The sequence below is a fragment of the Sorangium sp. So ce176 genome (genome assembly GCF_051519835.1).
GTDB classification, from domain to species: Bacteria; Myxococcota_A; Polyangia; order Polyangiales; family Polyangiaceae; genus Sorangium; species Sorangium cellulosum_G.
Genome location: NZ_CP150371.1, coordinates 9,652,426 through 9,677,500 on the forward strand (window position 1 = coordinate 9,652,426; position 25,075 = coordinate 9,677,500).

A 25,075-nucleotide genomic window follows, 5' to 3' on the forward strand; every position below is an offset into this window, starting at 1 on the left:
CGCGCGCGCCACCGCGTGCTGCGGAACAGCTAACGTTACTCCTGGCACTGAGAGCTGGCAGAAAAAACTGAGCTGCCAGACAAGGAACGTCGCGTCGACCGCGCGAAGGTCACAGCGAGGACGAATGCGATCGATGCCGTGATCGAGGCGACGCCGAACGTGAGGGAGCCGCCGCCGCGCTTGTAGAGCTCGCCCCACACGAGCATCCCGATGACGGACCCCGCCCCGGCGCTGGCAGAGAAGAGCCCCTGCGCCGTGGCGAGGATCTGCGGGTGAGCGCGATCCCTCGTGTACGCGAGCGAGGCGACCCACATCATCGCGAACGAGACGGCGTGGAGCGGCTGGATGGCGAGCAGGGCGGGCCACCACCGCACGCTCGAGAGCAGCGCCCACCGGAGCGCGGCGCCGGCGAAGGCGAAGGCGAGCAGCGTCGGCGGCGCGAACCGCTGGAGCAGGGGGCCGGAGAACGCCATCAGCGCGATCTCGCCGGAGACCCCCACGGCCCACGCGACCCCCACCAGCGCTTCGGGGAAGCCGACGTCGCGCAGGTGCAGCGTGTAGCAGAGGTCATAGGAAGAGTTCGCGCTCTGGGCCAGGAACGACGCCGCGAGGAACAGGCGAAAGTCGCGGCTCCGGAGGAGCGCGCGGGCGCGCTGCTGCACGGAATCCTCGACGGCCGGCGCGGCCGGCGCGGCCGCGGCCTCGCGCGCGCCGCGCTGCTGGCGGAGCCGCTGGAAGGGGGCCTCACCGCCCGCCGGCAGCGTCCACGAGACGGCGAACGCGACGAGCAACACGGCGGTCATCGTGGCGGGGAACGCCGCCGGCCGCGCCGTATCGATGAGCGCCCCGCCGACGATCGCCATCAACGCGAAGCTGATCGAACCCCAGAGCCTGAGCCTGCCGTAGGCGATCCCGGAGCTCAGCGACGCCTCGATGGCGACCACGTCGGCCATCGTGAACATCGGTGCTCGGAAGAACGCGAACGCGAGCGCCGCGACGAAGAGGCCGCCAAAGCCGAGCGCGACGCCCAGCGCCGACGACAGCGCGAGCAGCGCGAACGCGACGAGGGCGCCGGCGCAGGCCGCGCGGATCAGCCATACCCGCACGCCGAGCGAGTCGGCGATGAAGCCGAACAACGGCGGGGCGATGAGGCCCATCGCGGGGAGCGTCGCCGCGATCGCCCCCATCGCGAGGCCCTGGACCTCCTGCGCCTGTAGCCAGCTCGGGAAGAGCGGCAGGTACACGCCGAGGACGGCGAAGATGCCGAAATAATAGAGCGAGATCGCCCGCGGAGACGGTTTGAGCTGCAAAGAAAGCGATGATGGCATCGGCGGTGCGCTGCCGCGCCTCGAGCGCGAGGTCCGGCCAGCGTGACGGTCTCTGACGCTCGCGCGACGCACAGGCAAGCTCCCCCGCTCGCGGAGCCGGGCCGCTCGCGCTGCTGGGGTAGGGCGTGGCGTGAGGCGCTTCCGCCGGTGGTGCGCCTGGAGGCGGCGCCGCACCGCCGGGTCGCGTACGGGACGATGCCGCCCTTCGCGCTCGCCAGCGCGGCGGTGAGCTGAGGACCGGGAGACGCGCGGCGAGGCGCGCCGCGGAGCGGCGGCACACGCATGAAAAACGGCGGCGCCTCCGGGGAGAGGCGCCGCCGCATGAACGTCGACCTACCTGGCTGAGCTCAGTAACGATCGCCGCCGCCGCGACCGCCACGGCCGCCGCCGCGACCACCGCCGCCGCCGCCGCGACCACCACCGCCGCCGCCGTAGCCGCCGCCGCCACCGCCACGGCCGCCACCGCCGCCGCCGCCGTAACCGCCGCCGCCACCGCCGCCGCCGAAGCCGCCGCCGCCACCGCCGCGCTGGACCCGCTCCTCCGCCTCGTTCACGCGAAGCGGACGGCCGTCCATCATGGCGCCGTTCATCTGCTCGATCGCCTGCTGGGCCTGCTCAGGCGTGCCCATCGTGACGAACCCGAAACCACGCGACTGCCCGCTCTCGCGGTCGGTCACGATGTGCACGTCCGTCACCTCGCCGCTCTGGGCGAACGCAGCCTGCACGGAGGCCTTGGTGGCGGAGAAGGGGAGATTACCAACGTAGAGGCGAGTACCCATGACACTGATTCACTTCACGGCTCTGCGAGATGTCAGCTTCGGTGCCGAACAATTGCCCTGCCGCCCCGATGGAGCCGTGGGGGATCGAGGGAGGGCGGCGCTGGGGAGGAGCCCCCGATGCGCCACACGTTGCGTCGTCCAGTCCGCGATCAATCCGCGATCCCCGAGAAGAGAAGCGTCGTGTCGAGTGCCAGTGACGTTCGTGACCAGCCGATAGTAACCAAATGTCCCCTCGGCGCAAGCGATCCAAGCAGGCCCCATCGTCGCGCCGCCCGCCCGGACGTCCCGAACAGCGCGATGCGGTCGCGTCCGTCATGCCCGCCGCGTCCGCCCTGTCCGTCGCGCCTGGTTTCACGTAGGATCGCGTCAGCGCCTGGGAGAACGGCGAAACGTGGCGCCGAGATCCCAGCCCTCGCCGCTCACGCCGCGCGCGAGCGCGATGTCCGGCATCACGCCGCCCGCGATCCGGACCTCGGCGATCACGCCGAGGCGGAGCGTCGCGGTGAGCGAGCGCGGCGCGGCGCTGGGCGCGAGCCGGGGCGGGTGGCGGGCGAGGTCGAGGGCACGACCGCGGTTGTCGGCGGTCGCGAGCGCGAGCAGCGCGTTGAGGGGACCGGGGCCGAGCGGGCGCACCAGCTCGATCGCCAGCGTCGCCTTGCCCCGAGCGCGGCGGCGCCCGAGATCCGCCCGCGAGACAGGCTCGGCCGTGACCTCGTGGCCGGGCCGGGAGAGGATCGGCGCGACCGCCTCGGCGACCTCGACGAGGTGCGCGGCAGACTCGTCCACGAGGAGCTCCGCCGGAGGACCACCCCACGCGGGATCGCCGTGCGCCTTCGGGAGGCCGACCAGGCCGAGGTGCGCGAGGCGCTCGGGCGGCAGCGCGTCGACGAGCCGCTGCGCGACGCCGGGCTGGCCGAAGGGGCCGGCGTCGGGGCCCGTGGTGAGGACGATCCATCCGGCGACGCCCAGATCGAAGCGCACGGCGCCGCGGCGGTTCGTGTGAAGCCCGGCGCCGAGCCAGCCGAGGTCGTCGCGCTCGGCCTCGAACGCGCGCAGCGAGGTCGTGAGATCCTCGGAGCGGATCACCTCGATCGCGTCGAGGAAGGCGGCGCCGCGCGCGGCGACGTCGTTGCGCGTCAGCGTGATCTGTCGCGGGCCGAGGTCGGCCCGGAACGCGCCGGTGCCGTCCGGGGCCGCGGGGTCGAAGCTGCGCGGCAGGAGCGCGACCATCGGCGACGCGAGCGCGCGGGCGACGCGGCCGGGGTCCGCGCGCGGGAACACGGCGGCGAGCGGATCTTTCGGGTGCCGCTCGGGCCTCGGGACGTCGGCGAGCGCCGCGGCCGCGCCGCGAGCGCGGGCGCGCTCGACGGAGCTCACGATGTCGCGCCCGTCGAGCTTGAGCAGGCGCGCGGTGCGCAGGCCCTCGCGCAGGCGCACGACCGCGGCGTCCCCCTCGCGGGACGGCAGCGCGGACGCGAGCGTCGGGTACGGGTTCCCGGACGCGTCGGCCCCGTAGAGGCTGTCGGCGATCGCCGGCGCGAACAGCGCAGCGGCCGGGTCGCTCAGGTCGTGCGGATCGAGCGAGCTCGTCGGCCACGGCAGGTGCATCGAGACGCGGCCGCCGAGCGGCGTGCGCCCCATGGCGCGGGCGCGGTCCGGGAGGGCCGCCGCGCCGAGCAGCGCGCCGGCGCCGCCGAGGAAGGCGCGGCGCGGGAGCGACCGGCTCACCGCACCACCCAGATCTCATCGGCCGTCGCGACGGTGAAGGGGGCGCGCCCGGGGCCGTCGGGCGGGCAGACAGCGAGCGCGCGCACCCCCGCCGGCGCCGGCAGGCGCAGGATCTCCTGGAGCGCCGCGCGATCCGGGGCGCCCTCGCGGCGCCGCCACGACCAGACAACGACGGCGTCCTCGAGCGGGTCGAGCACGTCGAGGGCGGCGAGCAGCTCGGGCTCGCCGTCCTGATCGAGATCGCCGATCGCGAGCTGCGCCCCGGCGCTGCCCACGGCCTTACGGCGGCCCGCGCTGTCCCGGAGCTCGACCGCGCCGCCCTCGCGCGTCGCCCAGACAGTGAAGGGCTCGCCCCGCGCGGACAGGAGCCGCGCCGACGCGAGCGCGTCGTACCGGCCCGAGAGCGCCGAGGTCGCCGGCGGCGGATCCGCCGGGGCACACGGCCCGAGCGGACCCGTGAGGAGCGGGCCCCACGTTGTCGTGCAGGCCGAGCCGCCCGCGTCCGGGATCGCGAGCCCGGGGAGCTCGGCGACCGCCTGGAGCTTGCCGTCGAAGCGGACGCTGCGCGCGCGATCGGTGAGCCCGACGTCGGCGAACGGCGGCAGGAGCTCGCCGTCGCGCTCGCGCTCGACGAGCGTGGCGAACGCGAGCGGCTCGCGGAGCGGCGACGGGTGCACGGCGACGACGTCCGGCCACGAGCGCGACGAGAGCGGCACGACGCGGCCGCCGCGCAGGCGGAGCGTCGTCACGCGCCGGCGGCTCACGCTCAGGATCTCGAGCGAGCCGTCGGCGTCGAGATCGCCGCACGCGAGCGCGACCACGTCGCCCTCGAAGTTCTTCGCGCGGTCGACCCTGGCGGCGACGAGCGGGACCGGCGCGAGGAAGCTGCGGATCTCCGCGTCGAGGGGCGCCTCGGCGTAGGCGTGGGCGATGGGCCCCGGCTCCGGATCGCGGAGGCGCGCCCAGACGGTGCGCGGCACCGGGTACACGTCCGCGGTGACGCGCAGCCGCCCCGCCCCGATCTCGACGGCGAGGTGGACGAGCGCCGCGCCGTCGCGCGCGGCCTCGCGCGCGAGCGGCAGCGGGATCGGGTCCTTCTGCGCCCGCGCGCCCGCGCCGAGCTTGCCCGCGAGCTGGGCGGCGAGCGACGTCGCGAGCTGGGCGCCGCGCGGCGCCGGCGCGTCGGAGACGAGCGGCGCGGCGGCGACGAGCGCGCGGCCGGTCACGGGGCCGAGCGAGCGCGCGAGGTCGTCCACGACGCGGGCGACGGCCGGGCGCGGCGGCGCGGCCGGGCGCGCCTGCGCGGCCACGGGACGCGGCGGCGCGGCGGCGGGCGACGGCTGCGCCGCGGCCGGGCGCGCGAGCGCGAGGAGAGCGAGGAGGAGCAGGCGCCGGGGCGACAACGCCGTGATGTTACGCACGTCGGCGGCCCCGGGGCCAGAGCCGCAGCCCCGCCGGCACCACGAGGAGCGCGACGACGAGGCCGACCGCGCTGCCGAGCGCGCCGACGCGGCCGAGATCGCGGAGGCCGTCGAACCTGCAGAACGCGAGCGCGGAGAAGCCCGCGGCCGTGGTCAGGGCGGTGGCGGCGATGGCCGGCGCCTCGTGGCGCAGCGTCTCGCGGATCACCGCGTCGCCGCTGCCGCCCGCCGCCTCGACGTCGCGGGCGCGGTGGAGCAGGAACATGCCCTCGTCCACGGTGATCCCGAGCAGCACCGGGATGACGAGCGCGTCGTACGCGTGGAGGGGGATGCCGAGCGCCCGGATCAGCAGGAGGACGAGGGAGATCTCGGACGCGACGACGAGCGCGGCCAACGCGATGTCGCGCGCGCTGCGGAGCGAGGCCGAGAGCGCCAGCAGCACGAGCCCCCCGGCGACGATCGCGATCCGCGGCATGTCGTGCGCGAGCGTCTCGCGGAGCGACGCCTCGAGCCGGGTATAGCCGGTGAGCATGGCCCTCGGATCCTCCTCGCGGATGGCGCGCTCGATCCGCTCGACCGAGCCCGTGTCGCGCGGCCGCACGTACAGCGCGACGAGCGCCTCGCCCGCGTCCTGCCCGAGGTAGCGCGAGAGCAGGATGGACGCGGGGCCGCGCTCGAGATCGGCGAGCGTCACCTCCTGCCGCGGCGGCGCGCGCATCCCGTCGAGCACCGCCGAGAAGCGCTCGGGGGCGAAGCCCGTGTCGCGGAGCGCCCGCGCGAGCTCGTCGGCCTTCCCGGGCAGGTCGAGCGCGTCGCGCGCGGCGAAGCGCGCGGCCTGGGTGGCGGCGGCGGGCGCGAGCGCGGTGAGCGCGTCGACGGCCTCCACGTCGGCCTTCATCGACGCGAGGCGCTCCGCGATCCGGTCGGCCCTCGCGCGGGCGCGCTCCTGCTCGCCGTCCGCGAGGAGCACCACCCACTGCCCGCGCCGCCCGCCGAAGGCGTCGAAGATCGCCTGCTGGACCTTGAGCGGCTCGAGCGCGGCGGGCCGGATCGCGACGATCGCCTCGGCGAGCGGCGGCGCCGCGCCGAGCGCCACGGCCGCGATGGGGAGCGCCGCGACCGCCGCGACCGCGAGCGCGCGGCCCCGCGTCCGGGTGAGCCGGTGGAGGCCGTCGGGCCAGCGCGCCGGCGCCTCGGGCGGGGGCGCGCCGCGCTCGAGCCAGGCGCCGAAGGCCGGCGTCACGAGGACGATCGCGATCGCCGTGAGCACCTCGCCCGCGGCGCACAGGAGCCCGAGCTGCCGGAGCGCGTTGATGTCCGACAGCGCGAGGGCGCCGAACGCCGCGGCCGCGGTGACCGCGGCGACGAGCACCGCGCGCCAGGTCCGCGCCCGCGCGGCGCGCGCGGCCGCCTCGGGGTCGAGGCCCTCGCGCCGCGCCTCGAGCAGCGCGGCGTAGACGTGGACGCCGGTGTCGACGCCGACGCCGACGACCACCGACATGAAGGCGACGGCGATCGCGCTGAGCCCGCCCGGGAGCGCCGTCGCGAGCCCGGCGGTCCAGACGGTGCCGAGCACGAGCGGCGGCATCACCGCGGCGAGCGCGCGCAGGCGGCGGAAGAGCAGCGCGAACACGGCGGAGGCGAGCAGCATCGAGAGCGAGCCCGAGACGGCGAGGTCGCGCGTGAGCATCTCCTCGGTGGCCGCGGCGATGGCGTGCCCGCCGGTGAGGCCGAGCGTGATGTCGGGGTGCGCCGCGCGGATGGGGGCGAGCGCGGCGTTCGCGTCGGCGACGAACGCGCGCGCGTCGGCGCCGCGGAGCGCCTGCCCGGCCGGCTGCACGAGGACGAGGTGCACCTTGCCGTCGTCGGTCGCGAAGGCGCCGTCCGCCTGCGTGCGCACCCCGGAGCCGATGTCCGCGGACTCGAAGACGAGCTGCGCGAGCCGCAGCGGATCGGCCGCGATCGTCTCGGCCGCGGCGCCGCCTCCCGGCGCGAGCAGCATGGCGCGCGTCTCGGCGAGGCGCTCCCGCATGCCCTCGGGCGAGAGCGCGGCGGCGAGCCGCTCTCTCACGCGCGCGTCCGCGTGCCGGAAGGCGAGCCACGGATCGAGCGCGCGCGAGACGTCGATCCGGTCGGCGGCGCGCTGCACGGTCGGGCGCGCCGCGAGGGCCCGCGCGATCTCCGCGGCCACGGCGGCGTTCTCGTCGGGGTCGTCGCCCTTGACCATCACGACGCCGAGGTCGCCGCCCCCGAACCCGCGCACGTACCGGCGCAGCGCCGCGGCGTCCCCGCGCTCGGGCAGCAGCGAGGCGACGTTCGGCTCGAGCTTCAGCCGCAGCGTCACGGCGGCGAAGGCGGCGATCGTCAGCGCCGCGAGGGCGAGCGCGACGACGAGGCGGAGCGGCCGGCGCGGAGCGTCTGCGCGGGCCGGCGGAGGCGGAGGGGGCACTGCCATGGCGAGGCCGGGCGGGGACCGGCGCCGCACCTCTACCCTCACCCCCGCCTGGCCGCGAGGGCCTCCACGCGGTCCGCGATCCCGGGCCGGCGGCCCTTGCGCCCGCGGGGGCGCTGGTTCATCCCCGGCGGCATGGAGCTCCCCCCGATCGTCCTCGCAGGCAGCGCCGTCCTGCGGAAGCCCGCCGCGCCCGTCCCGCCCGAGGAGATCGGGACGAGGCAGCTCAAGCACCTCATCGCGACGATGGTCTCCGTCATGCGCAAGGCGCCCGGCGTGGGGCTCGCGGCGCCGCAGATCGGCGTCAGTCAGCAGATCATCGTGCTCGAGGACAGCGAGGTGCTGATGTCCCGCCTCACGCCGGGCCAGCGCGCCGAGCGCGGCCGCGTGCCCTTCCCGCTCAAGGTGATCATCAACCCGACGCTGAAGGTCCTCGCGCCGCCGCCCCCGGGCGCGGCCGGCTCGGGGCGGGCGACGTTCTTCGAGGGCTGCCTCAGCGTCCCCGGCTACATGGCGCTGGTCGAGCGCGATCTCGCGGTCGAGGTGAGTGGCGTGGACGAGGAGGGCAAGGAGGTTCGCTGGGAGGCGACCGGCTGGCCCGCCCGGATCCTCCAGCATGAGGTGGATCACCTCCGCGGCACGCTGTACGTCGATCGCATGATCGCGCGCTCCTTCTGCAGCAACGAGGAGGCGCCGGCGCTGCTCAGCCAGTCCGTCGCCGAGGTGCGGGCCGCGCTCGGCGCGTGACGGAGGCGCGGCGCGACGGCGGGCGATCGCGCTCGACCCGCGGACGCGCGCTCACGGAGCGGGCGAGCCGCCGCTGCCTGCGCCCCGCCCGGCGAGCGCTTCGACGATCCGCTCCATCCTGATCCCGCGCGAGCCCTTCACGAGCACCAGATCGCCTCGCTCGACGACCTCGATCGCGCGGGCCGCGGCGGCGCCCGCGTCGCCGGCGAACCACGCCGGCACGCCGGCCGCCTCGGCGGCGCGCGCGATCCGCGACGCCTCGCCGCCGACGGCGATCAGCGCGGCGGGGCGCGCGGCCCCGACCTGCGCGCCGAGCGCGTCGTGCTCCGCCGCCGCGAGCGCGCCGAGCTCGCGCATCTCACCGAGCAGCAGGACCAGCCGCTTCCCGAGCGCGCCGGCCAGCTCGACGGCTGTCTTGAGCGACGATCGCATGGACAGCGGGTTGGCGTTGTAGCTGTCGTCGATGATCACGGTGCCGTCCGGCAGCTCGCGGACGGACAGGCGCCCGTCCCCCGGCGGCGCGAGCCCCGCGGCGGCCCGGGCCGCCCGCTCCGTCGAGAGCCGCTCGCCGAGCGCCTCTTCCACCGCGGCGACCGCGGCCGCCGCCGCCAGCGCGCCCGCCTCTCCGAGCAGCGGGACGACGATCTCCAGCGGCTCGCCTCCCCGCTCGAGCCTCACCGCGGTGCCGCGGACCCCGACCGGCCGTCGCGCCGCGATCCGGACCTGCGCGCGCTCGCCGAAGCCGTAGGTGATCCGCCGCGCCGCGCCGGCGCGCGCGAGCTGCTCGACCACCATCGCGTCGTCGCCGTTCCCGAGGGCGGTCCCCTCGGTCGGCAAGGCGGCGAGCAGATCGCCCTCCTCTGCAGCGACGTCCTCCAGGGTGCCGAGCCCCTCGGTGTGCTCGACGCCGATGGACGTGAGCACGGCGAGATCTGGCCCCGCGATCCGCGCGAGGGTCGCGACCTCGCCGCGCTGGTTCGTGCCGATCTCGACGACGGCGAAGCGGTGGCGCTCCTCGAGCCCGAGCAACGTCATCGGGAGGCCGATGGCGTTGTTGAGGTTGCCCGCGGTCGCGTGCACGTCGCCGCGGCCCGCGCCCGCGAGCAGCGCCGCGATGGCCCGCGTCGTGGTCGTCTTGCCGGCAGAGCCGCCGATCGCGACGATCGCGCGCGGCCCGTCGCGGTGGGCGCCCCTCCGCCACCGCTCGCGGTGCGCCCTCGCCAGCGCCCCGAGGGCAGCGAGCCCGTCCTCCACGAGCACCACACCTCCTTCTGACGGCACGGCCACCTCGCGGGAGACGACGAAAGCAGCCGCCCCTCGCTGCGCCGCGGCGTCGAGAAACCGGTGGCCGTCGAAGCTCTCGCCGGCGAGCGCGACGAACGCGGCTCCGGGCGCGATCGTGCGGCTGTCGGTCGAGACGCCCCGCGCGTCCGGCCCCGCCCGCAGCACGCGCCCGCCGGTCGCGCGCGCCAGCTCGTCGAGGGTGAAGGGGGCGAGGTTCTGCGGGATGGGCGTCGCCATGGCGGGCGATCACCAGCATGGAACGGGGCGCAGGGCCAACGAATCGCCTGCGGCGCGCGCTGTCAGCGCCGCGGCTTTTCCTTCTCGACCTCGTCGTAGATGTCCTCGGTCTTCGGCCGCGGGCGCGCGGCCGGGCGGGGCGCGGCGGTCGCGCTGGGGGCTGCCGGCTCGCTAACGACCGGCGCGGACGCGGTCTCGGCGGTCGACGGAGGAGGCTCGGTGTAGTCGATCGAGATGGGCCCGCCGCCGCCCATGCTCTGCCACAAGGTGATGCCGACGAGCGCCAGCAGGGCGACGGCCAGGATGACGCTGAGCACGATGATGAGCGTCCTGCCGCCCTCGCGCCGCGGCGCCGTGACGGCCGCGGGCTTCTGCGGCTCCGGGCGCTCCTGTACGAAGTTCGACGGGAGCACCGGCATCTCGAGCCGCGCCGACGTGGTGGCCCAGGGGCTCTCGGCGGCCATGGCAGCGCCGTCCCACCCGCCGGCGGCCGCCTGGGGCGCGCTGTGCGCCGCAGCGCCGTCCCACCCGCCGGCGACCGCCTGGGGCGCGCTGTGCGCCGCAGCGCCGTCCCACCCGCCGGCGGCCGCCTGGGGCGCGCCGTGCGCCGCAGCGCTGGGCGCTGCGCCCATGGTGGACGCAGGTGCAACAGCGGATGGCGGGCCTGCCTGTTCTGGCAGGCCGGCGTGCAGCGACGCCATGGGCGGACGCGCAGGATCTGACAGAGGGGGGCCGCCAGCGGGGCCGTAGCCGGGACCTCCGAACGCTGGCGGAGGTGCCGGTGGAGGCGGCTGCGCCGCGTTCGCGCCCATCCGCTCCGTGGTGGGCGCCGGCATGAAGGACATCTGGCTCGAGGGCGCCGGATCCGACGGTGGCGGGGCCGAGACGAACGGGAGCGCGCTCGGAGAGAAGACGCCGCTGGCCGACAGCACGTCCTGCTGTGAGACGAGCCCGGGCGGGAGGGTCCCGCCGCGCGCGGAGAGGTTCGCGGTCGGCGGCTGCGTGTGTGCAGGAAAAGCAGCCCCGGGCGGCGCTGGCGCCGAGAACGCCGGCGCGGACGGCGCCGGTCCCGGGAACGCCGGCGATGGCGGCGCCGGCCCTGGAAGCGGCGTCCCGGATGGCGCTGGCCCGGCGAAACCCGGCGCCGCTCCGGCGAAGCCGGGCGCCGACGGCGCCGGCCCGGGGTATCCGGCCGGGCTGTGCTGCTGAACGTGAGGGCTCAGCGCGTACTGCGCGGCGAGCGGGCGCAATGCCCCGGGCGCCATGAGCGGCGGCACGGGCAGCGGCCGGAACGGGATCCCCGCGCCTTGCGCGGACAAGATCGGCCGGCCTGGCTGCGCCGCCATCTCACTCTCCGGGGCTCCCCATGGAACGTGTTTGTCGGTCATCCGCGCGCCTCGGAGGAACCGCCCAGCGGCCCCCCTGCCTCACACTGAAGCGGAACAGCGGTTTCAATCTACCTCCAAGTCTCGGTGTCCGGCCATCCTTCTGACGCGTCGCCCCGCCCCGTGAGGTGCCGCTGCGCCGGGGCGCTCAGCACCGCGCCGACCCAGCGGCCCGTTGCGGACGAAGGCGCAGCGAGCCGCGCGCTCCGGGCTCGCCTCAGCACCGCGAGGTCGGATCGCCGCCGCGCCGCGCGCTGTCACACCCCTGGCGCGCGCGAGCGCGGACGATGCGCGCGCCGGCCACCGAAAACGCGAGGCGGCGCGCGCACGTCGCCGCGGGTGACCGCGCGCGGGAACATCGGACGGCAGAGCCCGCACCGAGGCGCTGTCCACGCTTGCCGGGAACTCTCGACATGACCAGGGCGCGCGCCGCGGACGGGAGACGACGCTCCCGCGGGGACGCGGGCTCCTTGCCGCCGCGGGGCGGCTGTCGACCGCGGCAGCACAGTGCTATGGCTCGTCGCGATATGGCCGCCGAGACGATGGGCCCCCGTACCTCCACCGAACCTTCCTCCAACGAGCCGCGCGAGCCCGTGCGCTACGATCACGCCGAGGTCGAGCCGCGCTGGCAGCGCGCCTGGGAGCAGGGCGAGACGTTCCGCGCCGTCCGCAGCGCGGGCAACGCCCGCGGGAAGCGTTACGTGCTCGACATGTTCCCCTACCCCTCCGGGTCGGGGCTACACGTCGGGCACCCCGAGGGGTACACGGCGACCGACATCGTGTCCCGCTACTACCGCATGCGCGGGATCGACGTGCTGCACGTCATGGGCTGGGACGCCTTCGGCCTGCCGGCGGAGCAGCACGCCATCGAGACCGGCACGCACCCGGCCGACACGACGGCGCGGAACATCGCGACCTTCAAGCGCCAGCTCAAGATGCTGGGCTTCAGCTACGACTGGTCGCGCGAGCTGTCCACGACCGATCCGCGCTACGTGCGCTGGACGCAGTGGATCTTCCTCCAGCTCTTCAAGAAGGGCCTCGCTTACCAGGACGAGGTGAGCGTCAACTGGTGCCCGGCGCTCGGCACCGTCCTCGCGAACGAGGAGGTGATCGACGGCAAGAGCGAGCGCGGCTCGCACCCCGTCTACCGGACGCCGCTCCGGCAGTGGATGCTGCGCATCACCGCCTACGCCGACCGCCTGGCGGACGATCTCCGCCTGGTCGACTGGCCCGAAGGGACGCTGGCCATGCAGCGCGCCTGGATCGGCCGCTCGGAGGGCGCGCTCATCTCGTTCGAGGTCAAGGGGCGGAGCGAGGGCTCGCTGAGCGTGTTCACGACCCGGCCCGACACGCTGATGGGCGTCACCTACGTCGTGCTCGCGCCCGAGCACCCGCTCACCGCATGGCTCATGGGCGCCGAGGGCGGCGCGTCCGAGGCGCGCCGCGAGGCGGTGCGGGCGTACGTCGCCGCCGCGGCGAGCAAGAGCGATCGCGAGCGGCTCTCCGCGGCCGCGAAGGAGAAGACCGGCGTCGACACGGGCCTCGTCGCCGTCCACCCGATCACGGGCGCAGAGGTGCCGATCTGGGTCGCGGACTACGTGCTGGGCGGTTACGGCACCGGCGCCGTGATGGCGGTGCCCGGTCATGACGAGCGCGACTTCTCCTTCGCCCGGACCTACGGGCTGCCGATCGTCGAGGTCGTGAGCCCCGACGGCGCCCTGCGCGACAAGCTCGAGGCCGCCTACGTCGACCCGGGCGTCGCGGTCCGCAGCGGCGAGTTCGACGGGCTCAAGACCGAGGACTGCAAGCGCGCGGTCATCGCCCGCCTCGAGTCGCTCGGCCGCGGCCGGCGCGAGGTGAACTACAAGCTTCGCGACTGGGTCTTCTCGCGCCAGCGCTACTGGGGCGAGCCGATCCCCATCTACTTCCCCGTCGACCTCGCCGCTCCGAACGGCGACCCCAGGAAGGGCGACGCGCACACGATCCGCTACGATCAGCCGATCGCGGTCGACGAGGCCGACCTGCCGCTCGAGCTGCCGCCGCTCGCCGACTTCCGCCCCGGCGACGACCCGGCGGGCCCGCTGGCGCGCGCGGTGGACTGGCGCTTCTTCCAGAAGGACGGCAAGTGGTACGCGCGCGAGACGAACACGATGCCGCAGTGGGCGGGCTCGTGCTGGTACTACCTGCGCTTCCTCGACCCGCACAACGACGCCGAGCCGTTCTCGGAGGCCTCCTACGACGCGTGGATGCCTGTCGACCTCTACGTCGGCGGGGCGGAGCACGCCGTGCTGCACCTCCTCTACGCGCGCTTCTGGCACAAGGTGCTCTACGACCTCGGCCGCGTGAAGCACCCCGAGCCGTTCGTGAAGCTCGTGCATCAGGGGATGATCCTCGGCGAGGACAACGAGAAGATGTCGAAGTCGCGGGGCAACGTGATCAACCCCGACGACATCGTGCGGTCCTACGGCGCCGACGTGCTGCGGCTCTACGAGATGTTCATGGGCCCGCTCGAGGCGGTGAAGCCCTGGCAATCAGGGCAGATCCAGGGGGTGGTCCGGTTCCGGGATCGCGTGTTCGCGACGTGCACGCGGCCGCTCTCGGACGCGATGGACGACGCGACGAGCCGGCAGCTCCACCGGACGATCAAGAAGGTGACCGGCGACATCGAGGCGATGGCGTTCAACACCGCGATCTCCGCGATGATGGTCTTCGTGAACCACCTGAGCTCGCTGCCCTCGCCGCCGCGCGAGGCGGTCCTCCGGCTGATCCTCCTCGTGTCGCCCTTCGCGCCGCACCTCGCGGAGGAGCTGTGGCGGCTCACGGGCCACGAGCGCTCGCTGAGCCACGAGCCGTGGCCCACGTACGACGAGGCGCTCTGCGTCGATGACGTCCTGGAGATCCCGGTGCAGGTGAACGGCAAGGTCCGCGGCCGGGTGATGCTGGCGAAGGCGGCGTCCGAGGAGGAGGCCCGCGCCGCCGCGCTCGGCCTGGAGAGCGTGGCCACCTTCTCCGCGGGCAAGCAGGTGAAGAAGTTCATCTACGTCGCCGGGAAGATCGTGAATATCGTGGTCGGCTGACCCTCCTGGCCGACGCTACGGCGCCGCCCGGCGACAACGAGCATCCGCGGCGCGGCGACGTCCCGAGCGGATGCTCGGCACGAGCGGCGCGGGTGCTTCTTCCTGGATCGCGATGAAGCGCGCTCTCCCACGGCCTCTTCACCGAGGAGCGCCTTGCGCCGTGCGGTCGCCGAGGTCGGGCGCTCGCCGTGCACGTGAGCCCGCCCGGCGCGCTGCCCGCATGCGTCATCGCAGCGCAGCGACGTTGCTCCGCGGGCGCGTGAGCTTCCTCGGAAGCGGCTCTCTCCTCCCCTCGAGGAACACGGCGGTGCACAGCCCAGGCTGGCAGGTGGCGTGCAATGGCGGCTGGCGGTGTGCCGGAACAACACCGCGCGGAGCACCCGAGCTGGAGGCCTCCTCGCCGCCGCCGCCGCCGCCGCCGCGCTGGCCGGCTGCGCAGGAGACGCGTGGGAGCCTGCTCTGGACGAGGAAGATGCGGCGGAGATCGCGCTGGAGATCAAGGGAGGGTACCCCGACGCTGGAGATCGCGCGGTCGCCGGGCTGCTCATCACGGATCGACGCGGGCGGGTCTCACGGACCTGCTCGAGCACGCTGATCGCGCCCAACCTGGTGCTCACGGCGCAGCACTGCATCGCCGAGGCCCCGAAGCTCATCGCCTGCAAGACGGCGACGTTCGGTGAGCCGGTCGATTCCTCGCAGGTCTTCGCCACGCTCGGCAGCGCCTTGTGGGCCGCGGACGCGCCGTGGATCGCCGCCCGCGCGCTGCTCAGCCCGCCTGATGGCAACGTCGTGTGCGGGCGAGATCTCGCGCTGGTGGTGCTGTCCTCGCCGGTCCGGGGCAGCGAGGTCACCCCCCTCGCGCCCCGCCTCGATCGGCCGCCGGAAGAAGGCGAGGTCTACTCGGCAGTGGGCTTCGGCGACACCGAGGGCCGAGCGCGCGACGGCGGCGCCCGCAGGCGCCGCGATGGCCTCCACGTCGAGTGCGTGGGGTACGGGTGCGGAACGCAGGAGCGCGTCACGGGGAGCGAGTGGCGCGGAGAGAGCGGCATCTGCAGCGGCGACTCGGGCGGGCCCGCGCTCGACGTCGCGGGGCGGATCATCGGCGTCACGTCGCGCGGGCCGGCCGGCTGCTCCGACCCCATCTACGGAGGGCTGATCGCCCATCACGACTGGCTCGTCGCGGAGGCGAGGCGCGCCGCAGATGTCGGCGATTACGACGCGCCCTGGTGGGCCACCGACGCCGACGCGGCGGAGCGCTTGCCTTCGCGCCGACCGCTCGACGAGCGCTGGCTCTCGTGCGCGCAAGGCCCCATCGCGGACGGCGCCGAGGCTGCGCCCGCGTTGCTCGCGATGCTCGCGCTGCTCGCGCTGAGGCGCGCCAGGAGGGTCACGCCGCCCACGTAGAGCGCGTGGCGGAGCACGATTTCCGCCCGATCACCACTCCAGCGCACACCTCGCCTGCTAGGATGCGGCCGTCCTGCCCTGCGGAGTGTCCATGTTCAGTTCGCCCATCATCCGTCCGGCCGCGCTGCTCGCGGCGCTCGTGCTCGCATCGATGTCCGTCGGCTGCGGACCTACCTACGTGCGCGGCAACCAGGTCGAGGGGCTCGACGACGCGGCGATGAGCACGGGGATCGACAAGCGCGACATCGAGCAGCTCCTTCACGAGAACCTGAAGTCGCTCATGGCGTCTCCGATCGTCAAGGCGTGGGCGAACGACGGCTCTCGGCCCACGCTCGCCATCTACCCGCTGTCGAACCAGACGAGCGAGCACATCGATAGCCAGCTCCAGGCGCTCCTGTCCGATATCGAGACGTACATGTTCGACACGGGCCTCGTCACCGTGGTGAGCGTCGAGCGCCAGCAGCAGATGATCGTGGAGGTCGAGAAGCAGCACGGCGGCGGCTTCGACCCGAACCACATCGCCGAGTACAACCGCCAGCTCGGCGCGAAGTACTACATCACCGGCAAGGTCTTCACCTCCGACGAGCGCACCGAGGACGAGCGCCGCGTCCAGTACTTCATGTTCATGCAGGTCATCGAGGTCGCGACGAGCGCGGTGGTCTGGCAGAACAAGGCCGCCTTCACCAAGGCGCTCATCCAGGAGTGATGCTCTCGCGGCGCGCGAGCCTCTGGGGGCGCGGGCGCGCGGTCCTGGCGCCCCTCGCGGTGCTGCTCGGCCTCGGACAGGCGGCCTGCGGCGGCCACGAGGACCGCGTGCGCACCGCGCTCGACGCGCTCGATCGGGGAGCCCCCGCCGAGGCGGTCGCCGCGCTGAACGACGAGCTCGACGTCGAGACCGCGGACGAGCTCCCGGCGCTCCAGGGCGACAACGCGCTCCTCCTGCTCGACCGCGGCAACGTCCTCCTCAGCATGGACCGCTACAAGCTGTCCGCGCGCGATCTCGGGATCGCGGACAAGTCGATCGACCTGCTCGACATGTCCCGCGGCGCCGCCGACGAGCTCGGGAAATACCTCTTCTCGGACGACGCGGGCCCGTACAAGGCCCCTGCCCACGAGAAGCTGCTCATCAACACCGTCAACATGATGAACTACCTGGCCCAGCGCGATCTCAGCGGGGCCAAGGTCGAGGCCCGCCGCCTCGCCGTCATGCAGAAGTACCTGCGCGATCACGAGGGCGAGACGGCGCTCATCGGCCTCGGGAGCTACCTCGCCGGCTTCGCCTTCGAGAAGAGCGGCCAGCCCGAGGAGGCGCTCCTCCACTACGACGACGCGCTCCGCCACGGCCCGTATCCGTCGCTCCGCGGCCCGCTCCGCGCGCTCACGCGCGGCGAGCCGAGATCGCCCCGCGTCGCCGCTCTGATCGAGGGCGTGGAGCCGTCGCCGCCCCTCGCCGAGGCCGGCGAGGCGGAGCTCGTCGTCGTCGTCGGGTTCGGGCGCGTGCCGCAGAAGGTGCCGCAGCGCTTGCCGATCGGCCTCGCGCTCACCCTCGTGGCCAGCGACATCAGCCCCACGGATCGCGCGCGGGCCGACGAGCTCGCGGCGAAGGGGCTCGTGACGTGGGTCAACTACCCGACGCTCGCCCGCGGCAAGGGCGGCTACTCGACTCCGACCCTGACAATCGACGGGCGCGTCCGGCCGCTGGAGCAGGCGCTCGACGTCGAGGCGCAGGTGCGCTCGGCCTGGAAGAAGAACGAGGGGACGCTCATCCTGTCGGCCATCACGAGGACCGTCGCCCGCATCGCGGCGGGCGAGGCCGCGCAGGGCGCGACGGAGGCCGCCGCGGAGGACTCTGGGCCGCTGGGCTTGCTCGTCGGCCTGCTCACGAGCGCGACGCTGACCGTGCTCGACACGCCGGACACGCGCGGCTGGTCGACGCTCCCCGCGCGCATCGCCATCGCGCGGCTCCGCGTCCCCGCGGGCACGCACGACGTTGTCGTGGGCGCCCGGGGCGAGGTGCGGCGCGCGCGGGTGAGCGTGGCCGCCGGCGGGTGGGCGTTCGTCCCGGTGATGGTGCTCCGCTGAGCGCCGCGGGCGCGGGGGGTTGCGGGCGCATTCCTCCCGCGGCAGTCTCCGCGCCGATGCGTAGCCCTGACGTTCGCGCCCTGCTTGTCCGTACGCTCTCGGCGTGCTCTCCCCTCGCGCTCCTCTGCGCGACCGCCTGCGGGACGCTGGCCACCTCGCCGTCCTGGGTCGGCGGCGGCCTCGCGGTCGCCGCGCCGATCCGGGAGGCCGAGGAGGACGCGGCGCTCGAGCGGGAGCGCGCGCTCGTGGCGAGCCAGCCGAAGCAGATCGGCGCGCGGCACATCCTCGTCATGCACGGCGGCTCGAAGAGCAGGCCCGAGGGCGTCGAGCGCACGCGCGAGCAGGCGCGCGCGCGGGCCGAGGAGGCGCTCCTCAAGATCCGCGGCGGGGCGAGCTTCGAGCAGGCGGTCACCGAGTACAGCGACGAGCCCGGCGCCGCAGAGCGCGGCGGGGATCTCGGGGTGTTCGAGCGCGGCGTGATGGTCAAGGGCTTCTCCGACGTCGCCTTCGCCCTGAAGGTCGGCGAGGTGAGCGAGATCGTCGAGACGCCGTTCGGTTTCCACATCATCCAGCGCACCGAGTAGCGCCGACCGCGGCCCGTCGCGCGCTGGCCGCGGGCTCGACGCACCGGCGGGAGTCGCCTAGCGTGCGCGCATGACGAGGACCGCCCGCGCCGCGCAGACCGCCGAGCACCGCCGCCTCGAAGAGGAGCGCGAGCGCCTGCTCCGCTGGAAGCACTGGGGCCCTTACCTCTCGGAGCGGGCCTGGGGGACGGTGCGCGAGGACTACAGCGCGAACGGGGATGCCTGGGCGCATTTCCCCCACGACCACGCCCGGAGCCGCGCCTATCGATGGAACGAGGACGGGCTCGGCGGCATCTGCGACCGACACCAGATCGTGTGTCTCGCCGTCGCCGTCTGGAACGAGCGGGATCCGATCCTGAAGGAGCGGGCCTTCGGCCTGACCGGCCCGGAGGGCAACCACGGCGAGGACGTCAAGGAGATCTACTACTACGAGGACGCGACGCCGACCTCCAGCTACCTGCGTTACCTCTACCGCTACCCGCAGCGACCGTTTCCTTACGAGGAGCTCGTCGCCGCCGCGCGCCGGGGCGGCCTGTCGGAGAGCGAGGTCGATCTCCCCGATCTCGGCGCCTTCGACGGAGACCGTTACTTCGATGTGTTCGTCGAGTACGCGAAGCGGAGCCCGAGCGACATCCTCATGGTGATCACGGTGGTGAACCGCGGCCCGGAGGCCGCGCCGATCCACGTGCTGCCGCACCTCTGGTTCCGCAACACCTGGTCCTGGAGCGAGCCTCTCGGCGTGATCCCCGAGATCCGGGCCATGGAACCCTGCGCCGGACACGTGATGCTGCGCGCGGCGCACCCCGAGCACGGCGCGCACTACCTGTACATCGAGGGCAGCCCGGAGCTGCTCTTCACCAACAACGAGACGAACAGCGAGCGGCTCTATGGCACCCCCTCGCGGACGCCGTACGTCAAGGACGCGTTCCATCACCGGGTCGTCCACGGCGACAAGGAGCGGGTGAACGCCGAGCTCCGCGGCACGAAGGCCGCGAGCTGGCATCGCATCGAGGTGCCGGCCGGCGAGCGCCGGCGGCTCCTGCTCCGCCTCGCGCCGGAGCCGGTGGAGAGGCCCTTTGACGGCGCGGACGAGCTCCTGGAGACGCGGCGCAGGGAAGCGGACGAGTACTACCTCGCCGTCCAGGGCCCTGGCCTCTCCGACGATCGCCGCGCCATCCAGCGGCAAGCGGCGGCGGGGTTGTTCTGGACGATGCAGTTCTACCACTACGACGTCGACACATGGCTCCGCGGCGACGCGCAGGCGCCGCCGCCGGAGCGTCAGAAGGGCCGCAACAGCCAGTGGCGGCACGTCTCGGTCGCCGACGTCATCTCGATGCCCGACACGTGGGAGTACCCCTGGTTCGCGGCCTGGGATCTCGCCTTCCATGCGCTCGCGCTGGCCCCGCTCGACATCGATCTCGCGAAGGCCCAGCTCAAGATGATGGTCAAGGAGTGGTACCAGCACCCGAACGGGCAGCTCCCTGCCTACGAGTGGGAGTTCTCGGACCTGAACCCCCCGGTGCACGCCTGGGCGACGTACCAGATCTACAAGATCGAGCGGAAGCAGCGGGGCGAGGGCGATCGGGTCTTCCTCGAGCGGGTGTTCCACAAGCTGCTCATCAACTTCGCCTGGTGGGTCAACAAGCGCGACGCCGAGGGGCACAACGTCTTCGAGGGCGGTTTTCTCGGCCTCGACAACATCTCCCTCTTCGATCGCAGCGAGCGGATCGCGCCCGGGGTTCGGCTGGAGCAGGCGGACGCCACCGCGTGGATGGCGATGTACTGCCTCGACCTCATGCGCATCGCGCTGGAGCTCGCGCTCGAGAACTCCGCGTACGAGGATCTCGCCAGCAAGTTCTTCGAGCACTTCCTGCGGATCGCGCACGCGCTCCACCACACCCCGGACGGCCGGCTGCCGCTCTGGTCCGAGGAGGATGGCTTCTACTTCGACATCCTCATCGAAGGCGGGAAGCCGCGGCACGTGAAGACGCGCTCGGCCGTGGGCCTCATCCCGCTCTGCGCCGTGCATGTGATCACGCCGGAGATCTACGGCAAGCTCGCGAACTTCCGGCGCCGGACCGAGTGGTTCCTCCGCAAGAACCCCGCGCTGGCCGAGGCGATCACGGTGCGTCCGGACGGGCGGCAGGTGCTCTCCGCTGTGACGCCCGGGCGTCTCGAGCGGGTGCTCGCGCACCTCTTCGATGAGGACAAGTTCCTCTCCCCCTTCGGCCCGCGCTCGCTCTCGAAGGAGCACGCGGCCTCGCCCGTCTCGCTCGGACTGGAGCGCTGCGATGCGCAGTACACGGTCGGTTACGAGCCCGGCGAGTCGATCACGCGCATGAAGGGCGGCAACTCCAACTGGCGCGGCCCGATCTGGTTCCCGCTCGGGTATCTCCTCTACCGCTCGCTCCTCCGGCTCGATCACGGCTTCGGGGACGTTCTCGCGATCCCGCCGGTCGGCGGCCGTGGCCCTCGCGCGCTCCGCGACGGAGCGCACGAGCTCGCGCGCCGGCTGATCGCGATCTTCGAGCGCGACCGCGACGGTCGCCGCCCGGTCTATGGCGAGCACCCCGTCTTCCAGCATGATCCCGGATTCCGAGATCGCCTGTTCTTCTTCGAGTACTTCCACGGCGACACCGGCGCGGGGCTCGGCGCCTCTCACCAGACCGGCTGGACCGCGCTCGTGGGCGATCTGATCCTCCGCACCGGGCGGCACAGCCTCCCCCATACGTAGTGCGCCACACAGGGCGTTCGGTGCAGCGCCGGTGCTCGTGAATTCGTGCTAGGAGGGCGCCTGTGTCGCTGGCGCTCGGCGTTTCGTTCCTCGCGCTGGCCGTCATGCTCGGCGGCCTCGCGGCGTTGTTCCGTCACCGGAACGAGGGCGCGATGTCGGCGCTACGGACCTTCGCGCTCGTCGGAGCGGCGTCGATCGCGTTGCTTCATCTGCTGCCGGAGGCGCTCGGCGAGATCGGCTGGCTCGGATTTGTCGCGGCGGCGGCCGGCTTCCTGGCGCCGGCGGTGCTGGAGCGCCTCGTGCTCGGGGAGGCCGGCGCTCACAGGACACCGACGACGGCGCTCGCGATGGGGTACGCCGCGGTGCTCGCGCATCAGTTCGGCGAGGGCGCGGCCGTCGCCTCGCTCTCGCGGGTCGGGCAGCTCTCCTTGCCCATCGTGATAGCGCTCGCGGCGCACACGGTGCCGCTCGCGATGGTGGTGGCCATCCAGGTCCTCGAGGTCAGGGCCGGAACCGGCGGCAAGCGCGCCATGAGCGCAGCGCTCGCGGGCATCGCGCTCGCGACGGTGATCGGCGCCTTCGCGACGCGCCTCGTCGACGCGGAGCAGTTCGAGGCCGTCGAGCCCTGGGTGCTCTCCGCGGTGGCGGGCCTTCTCCTGCACGCGCTCTCGCACGAGGCGATCGCCAGCGGCCCTGCGACGTTCGTGAGCCGAGCGGGCGAGGCCATGGGCGGCCTGCTCGGCCTGTTTCTCGCGACGATCGGGATCGACAAGGAGGAGTGGGTACAGCAGATCCCGGTTGCGCTCCGGATCTCCGCCCTGGTCATCCTCGCCGGCCTCATCTTCCTGCGAAGCTACGGCCCGAGGCGAGCCGTCGAGCACACGCACTGACGTCGATGCGCTGCCAGAAGCCTCGCCGCCTCCGGCGGTATGAGGTTGCGCCCTCGCTGCCCGGCCCAAAGCCCCCTGGCCGGGCCCCTCACCCCGGCGCCGCGTCTCAGGCGGAGACGCTACAGTACCGATCCAGCGGCAACGACCAGCAGCAGCGCAGCGGCGCGCGCCCAGACGGTAGGCCCCGTGGGGGCGCTCGTCGGGCGGCGCGGAGAGGGGCCGATGTCTGAGACCGATCGACGCGCTTTCTCCGGCCTGCCGTGCACGCCGGAGAAAGAACGTCCCAGGCGAGTCCGGCGGGGCCCCGCGCCGCCCGACGAACACCCCCGACAGGGCCCGTGGCCGTTCAGAACGCCCTTCGCGCGGCCAGCGACCGCCGTAGGCGGCTCGCGCCCGGCCTGCGGCTAGAACGCGGAACGGCTGCGATAAGACAAAAAAAAACCTGCGCACGGCGATGCCTGTGCGCAGGTTCAAAGAAAATCCCGGCGGCGTCCTACTCTCCCACCAGGTTGCCCTGGCAGTACCATCGGCTCCAAGAAGCTTAACTTCCGAGTTCGGTATGGGATCGGGTGTAGCCTTCTCGATATCACCACCGGAAACTTGTGGGTGCGTCCAATCGGAACCCGCGGAGCTCGCTTCTCGCGATGCTCTACGCTGGGCCAGCTGTGTCACGCTGCTCGTCACCCGAACTCCGGGCGCGACGCTTCGATGTTTGCCTTAGAAGTATGGTCAAGCCGCACGACCTATTAGTACCGGTTAGCTCCTCCGATTGCTCGGCTTCCACACCCGGCCTATCAACCTCGTGGTCTACGAGGGGTCTTTAGGGACCTTGCGGTCCGGGACACCTGGTCTTGAGGCCGGCTTCCCGCTTAGATGCTTTCAGCGGTTATCCGTTCCGTACATGGCTACCCGGCTATGCCCTTGGCAGGACAACCGGAACACCAGAGGTACGTCCACCCAGGTCCTCTCGTACTATGGGCAGCTCCTCTCAAGTGTCCTACGCCCACGGCAGATAGGGACCAAACTGTCTCACGACGTTTTAAACCCAGCTCGCGTACCGCTTTAATCGGCGAACAGCCGAACCCTTGGGACCTGCTCCAGCCCCAGGATGCGATGGGCCGACATCGAGGTGCCAAACCGCGCCGCCGATATGAACTCTCAGGCGCGATCAGCCTGTTATCCCCAGAGTACCTTTTATCCGATGAGCGATGGCCCTTCCATACAGAACCACCGGATCACTAACGCCTGCTTTCGCACCTGTTCGACCTGTCGGTCTCACAGTTAAGCTCCCTTGTGCGTTTGCACTCTACGCCTGGTTTCCAATCAGGCTGAGGGAACCTTCGCACGCCTCCGTTACTTTTTAGGAGGCGACCGCCCCAGTCAAACTGCCCACCAGGCAGTGTCCCCGACCCAGTTCATGGGCCCAGGTTAGATTTCCAGAATACCCAGGGTGGTATTTCAACGTTGGCTCTGCCGAACCCAGAAGCCCGGCTTCATAGCCTCCCACCTATCCTACGCAGAATATCCCGAAAATCACTGCCAAGTTGCAGTAAAGGTTCATGGGGTCTTTCCGTCTTGCCGCGGGTAGAGGGTATCTTCACCCCCGATACAATTTCGCTGAGTCCCTGGTCGAGACAGCGGGGATGTTGTTATGCCATTCGTGCAGGTCGGAACTTACCCGACAAGGAATTTCGCTACCTTAGGACCGTTATAGTTACGGCCGCCGTTTACTGGGGCTTCGGTTCAGAGCTTCGCTTGCGCTGACTCGTCCCCTTAACCTTCCAGCACCGGGCAGGCATCAGACCCTATACGTCGTCTTACGACTTCGCAGAGTCCTGTGTTTTTAGTAAACAGTCACAACCCCCATTTCTCTGCAACCACCTCACGCTACGGAGCGCTAGTCTCCTCACGCAAAGCGGCACACCTTCTCCCGAAGTTACGGTGTCATTTTGCCGAGTTCCTTAACCAGGGTTCTCTCACGCGCCTTGGGATACTCACCCCGCCCACCTGAGTCGGTTTGCGGTACGGACACCAAAGAGACTCTGTACGCGGCTTTTCTTGGAAGTTTGGGATCACCGAGTATCCCGGGCCGAAGCCCAGACCTCATCACCTCTCGGGCTTACGAGCAGTCGTTTGTCCCTATCGGGTCCTGACTGCTCACCCTACCGGCTTGAACACGGAAGCCATCTACCGTGCTCGGCCTACCCTTCTCCGTCCCCGCTTACTTCAACGTCACCCTTGGTGGTGCAGGAATATTAACCTGCTTCCCATCACCTACGCCTCTCGGCCTCGGCTTAGGATCCGACTAACCCATGGGAGGATTATCCTTCCCCAGGAAACCTTGGGCTTACGGCGACCGAGTTTCTCGCTCGGTTTATCGCTACTCATGCCTGCATAAGCTCTTCTCAAGGCCGTTACCGGTCGTCACCGTCCGGCGTGTATCTCCTTGAGAATACTCCCCTACCGCTTCCGTTAGAAAGCCCGTGGCTTCGGTACTGAGCTTGAGCCCCGTTATATTTTCGGCGCGGGTTCGCTTGACCAGTGAGCTATTACGCTTTCTTTGAAGGATGGCTGCTTCTAAGCCAACCTCCTGGTTGTCTGTGCGCTCCCACATCCTTTGACACTTAGCTCAGATTTGGGGACCTTAGCCGACGATCTGGGCTCTTTCCCTCTCGGCTACGGAACTTATCTCCCGCAGCCTGACTCCCGGATACTTGTCGACGGCATTCGGAGTTTGATTGGGTTTGGTAATCTGGTAGGACCCCTAGCCCATTCAGTGCTCTACCTCCGTCGCAATTCGTCCGAGGCTATACCTCAATATATTTCGGGGAGAACCAGCTATATCCCAGCTTGATTAGCCTTTCACTCCTATCCACACCTCATCCCCCACATTTTCAACTGTGGTGAGTTCGGTCCTCCAAGCGGTGTTACCCGCTCTTCAAC

Annotated in this window: 16 protein-coding genes and 2 rRNA genes (1 of these 18 cut by a window edge); 9 read left to right on the top strand and 9 right to left on the bottom strand. The window is 72.2% G+C overall.

Annotated elements, in window-relative coordinates; genetic code table 11:
• Positions 1–35 precede the first annotated feature (35 nt).
• The 5 genes from WMF42_RS36535 to WMF42_RS36555 all read right to left on the bottom strand — a co-directional run bounded on the left by WMF42_RS36535 (position 36) and on the right by WMF42_RS36555 (position 7,711).
• Positions 36–1,310, bottom strand: coding sequence for an MFS transporter (locus WMF42_RS36535; protein WP_437687695.1), 1,275 nt, complete (start codon positions 1,308–1,310; stop codon positions 36–38).
• 365 nt (positions 1,311–1,675) lie between these two features.
• Complete coding sequence (locus tag WMF42_RS36540) at positions 1,676–2,107, bottom strand: RNA recognition motif domain-containing protein (protein ID WP_437687697.1); 432 nt, start codon at positions 2,105–2,107, stop codon at positions 1,676–1,678.
• A gap of 366 nt (positions 2,108–2,473) precedes the next feature.
• Positions 2,474–3,835: a hypothetical protein gene (locus tag WMF42_RS36545; RefSeq protein ID WP_437687699.1), complete on the bottom strand. Its 1,362-nt coding sequence runs from the start codon at positions 3,833–3,835 to the stop codon at positions 2,474–2,476.
• Positions 3,832–5,256 (bottom strand): hypothetical protein, encoded by a 1,425-nt coding sequence (locus WMF42_RS36550; RefSeq protein ID WP_437687701.1) that lies wholly within the window; start codon positions 5,254–5,256, stop codon positions 3,832–3,834. Before WMF42_RS36550 ends, WMF42_RS36545 begins: the two co-directional genes overlap by 4 nt.
• Positions 5,249–7,711, bottom strand: a complete 2,463-nt coding sequence (locus tag WMF42_RS36555; RefSeq protein ID WP_437687703.1) for an MMPL family transporter — start codon at positions 7,709–7,711, stop codon at positions 5,249–5,251. The genes WMF42_RS36550 and WMF42_RS36555 overlap by 8 nt, the downstream gene beginning before the upstream one ends.
• A gap of 132 nt (positions 7,712–7,843) precedes the next feature.
• Between WMF42_RS36555 and WMF42_RS36560 the strand changes: the two genes are divergently transcribed.
• Positions 7,844–8,455, top strand: coding sequence for a peptide deformylase (locus tag WMF42_RS36560; protein ID WP_061612393.1), 612 nt, complete (start codon positions 7,844–7,846; stop codon positions 8,453–8,455).
• A gap of 51 nt (positions 8,456–8,506) precedes the next feature.
• On the opposite strand, the gene WMF42_RS36565 is transcribed toward WMF42_RS36560, so the two are convergent.
• The gene (locus WMF42_RS36565) at positions 8,507–9,976 is read right to left on the bottom strand and encodes a UDP-N-acetylmuramoyl-tripeptide--D-alanyl-D-alanine ligase (RefSeq protein ID WP_437687705.1); all 1,470 of its coding nucleotides are present in this window, start codon (positions 9,974–9,976) and stop codon (positions 8,507–8,509) included.
• A gap of 62 nt (positions 9,977–10,038) precedes the next feature.
• Positions 10,039–10,608, bottom strand: coding sequence for a hypothetical protein (locus WMF42_RS36570; protein WP_437687707.1), 570 nt, complete (start codon positions 10,606–10,608; stop codon positions 10,039–10,041).
• 202 nt (positions 10,609–10,810) lie between these two features.
• On the opposite strand from WMF42_RS36570, the gene WMF42_RS36575 reads away from it, so the two are divergent.
• The 8 genes from WMF42_RS36575 (at position 10,811) to WMF42_RS36610 (ending at position 22,132) form a co-directional block, all read left to right on the top strand.
• Positions 10,811–11,185: a hypothetical protein gene (locus WMF42_RS36575; protein WP_437687709.1), complete on the top strand. Its 375-nt coding sequence runs from the start codon at positions 10,811–10,813 to the stop codon at positions 11,183–11,185.
• A 688-nt stretch (positions 11,186–11,873) separates the two neighbouring features.
• Positions 11,874–14,438: a leucine--tRNA ligase gene (gene leuS / locus WMF42_RS36580; protein WP_061609156.1), complete on the top strand. Its 2,565-nt coding sequence runs from the start codon at positions 11,874–11,876 to the stop codon at positions 14,436–14,438.
• 333 nt (positions 14,439–14,771) lie between these two features.
• The gene (locus tag WMF42_RS36585) at positions 14,772–15,842 is read left to right on the top strand and encodes a trypsin-like serine protease (protein WP_437687711.1); all 1,071 of its coding nucleotides are present in this window, start codon (positions 14,772–14,774) and stop codon (positions 15,840–15,842) included.
• 91 nt (positions 15,843–15,933) lie between these two features.
• Positions 15,934–16,548: a penicillin-binding protein activator LpoB gene (locus tag WMF42_RS36590; protein WP_061609154.1), complete on the top strand. Its 615-nt coding sequence runs from the start codon at positions 15,934–15,936 to the stop codon at positions 16,546–16,548.
• Complete coding sequence (locus WMF42_RS36595; RefSeq protein ID WP_061609153.1) at positions 16,548–17,924, top strand: hypothetical protein; 1,377 nt, start codon at positions 16,548–16,550, stop codon at positions 17,922–17,924. The genes WMF42_RS36590 and WMF42_RS36595 overlap by 1 nt, the downstream gene beginning before the upstream one ends.
• Positions 17,925–17,980: 56 nt before the next feature.
• Positions 17,981–18,508 carry a peptidylprolyl isomerase gene (locus tag WMF42_RS36600; protein ID WP_061609152.1) on the top strand — a complete coding sequence of 176 codons (528 nt, stop codon included), beginning with the start codon at positions 17,981–17,983 and terminating at the stop codon, positions 18,506–18,508.
• A 70-nt stretch (positions 18,509–18,578) separates the two neighbouring features.
• Entirely contained in the window at positions 18,579–21,242 is a 2,664-nt protein-coding gene (locus WMF42_RS36605) for an MGH1-like glycoside hydrolase domain-containing protein (protein ID WP_437687714.1), read from the top strand.
• A gap of 62 nt (positions 21,243–21,304) precedes the next feature.
• Positions 21,305–22,132, top strand: a complete 828-nt coding sequence (locus WMF42_RS36610) for a hypothetical protein (RefSeq protein WP_061609150.1) — start codon at positions 21,305–21,307, stop codon at positions 22,130–22,132.
• A gap of 480 nt (positions 22,133–22,612) precedes the next feature.
• Here WMF42_RS36610 and rrf read toward each other — a convergent pair.
• Positions 22,613–22,729, bottom strand: a 5S ribosomal RNA gene (rrf, locus tag WMF42_RS36615).
• A 128-nt stretch (positions 22,730–22,857) separates the two neighbouring features.
• Positions 22,858–25,075: ribosomal RNA gene (locus WMF42_RS36620) — 23S ribosomal RNA — on the bottom strand; it runs 792 nt beyond the window's last position.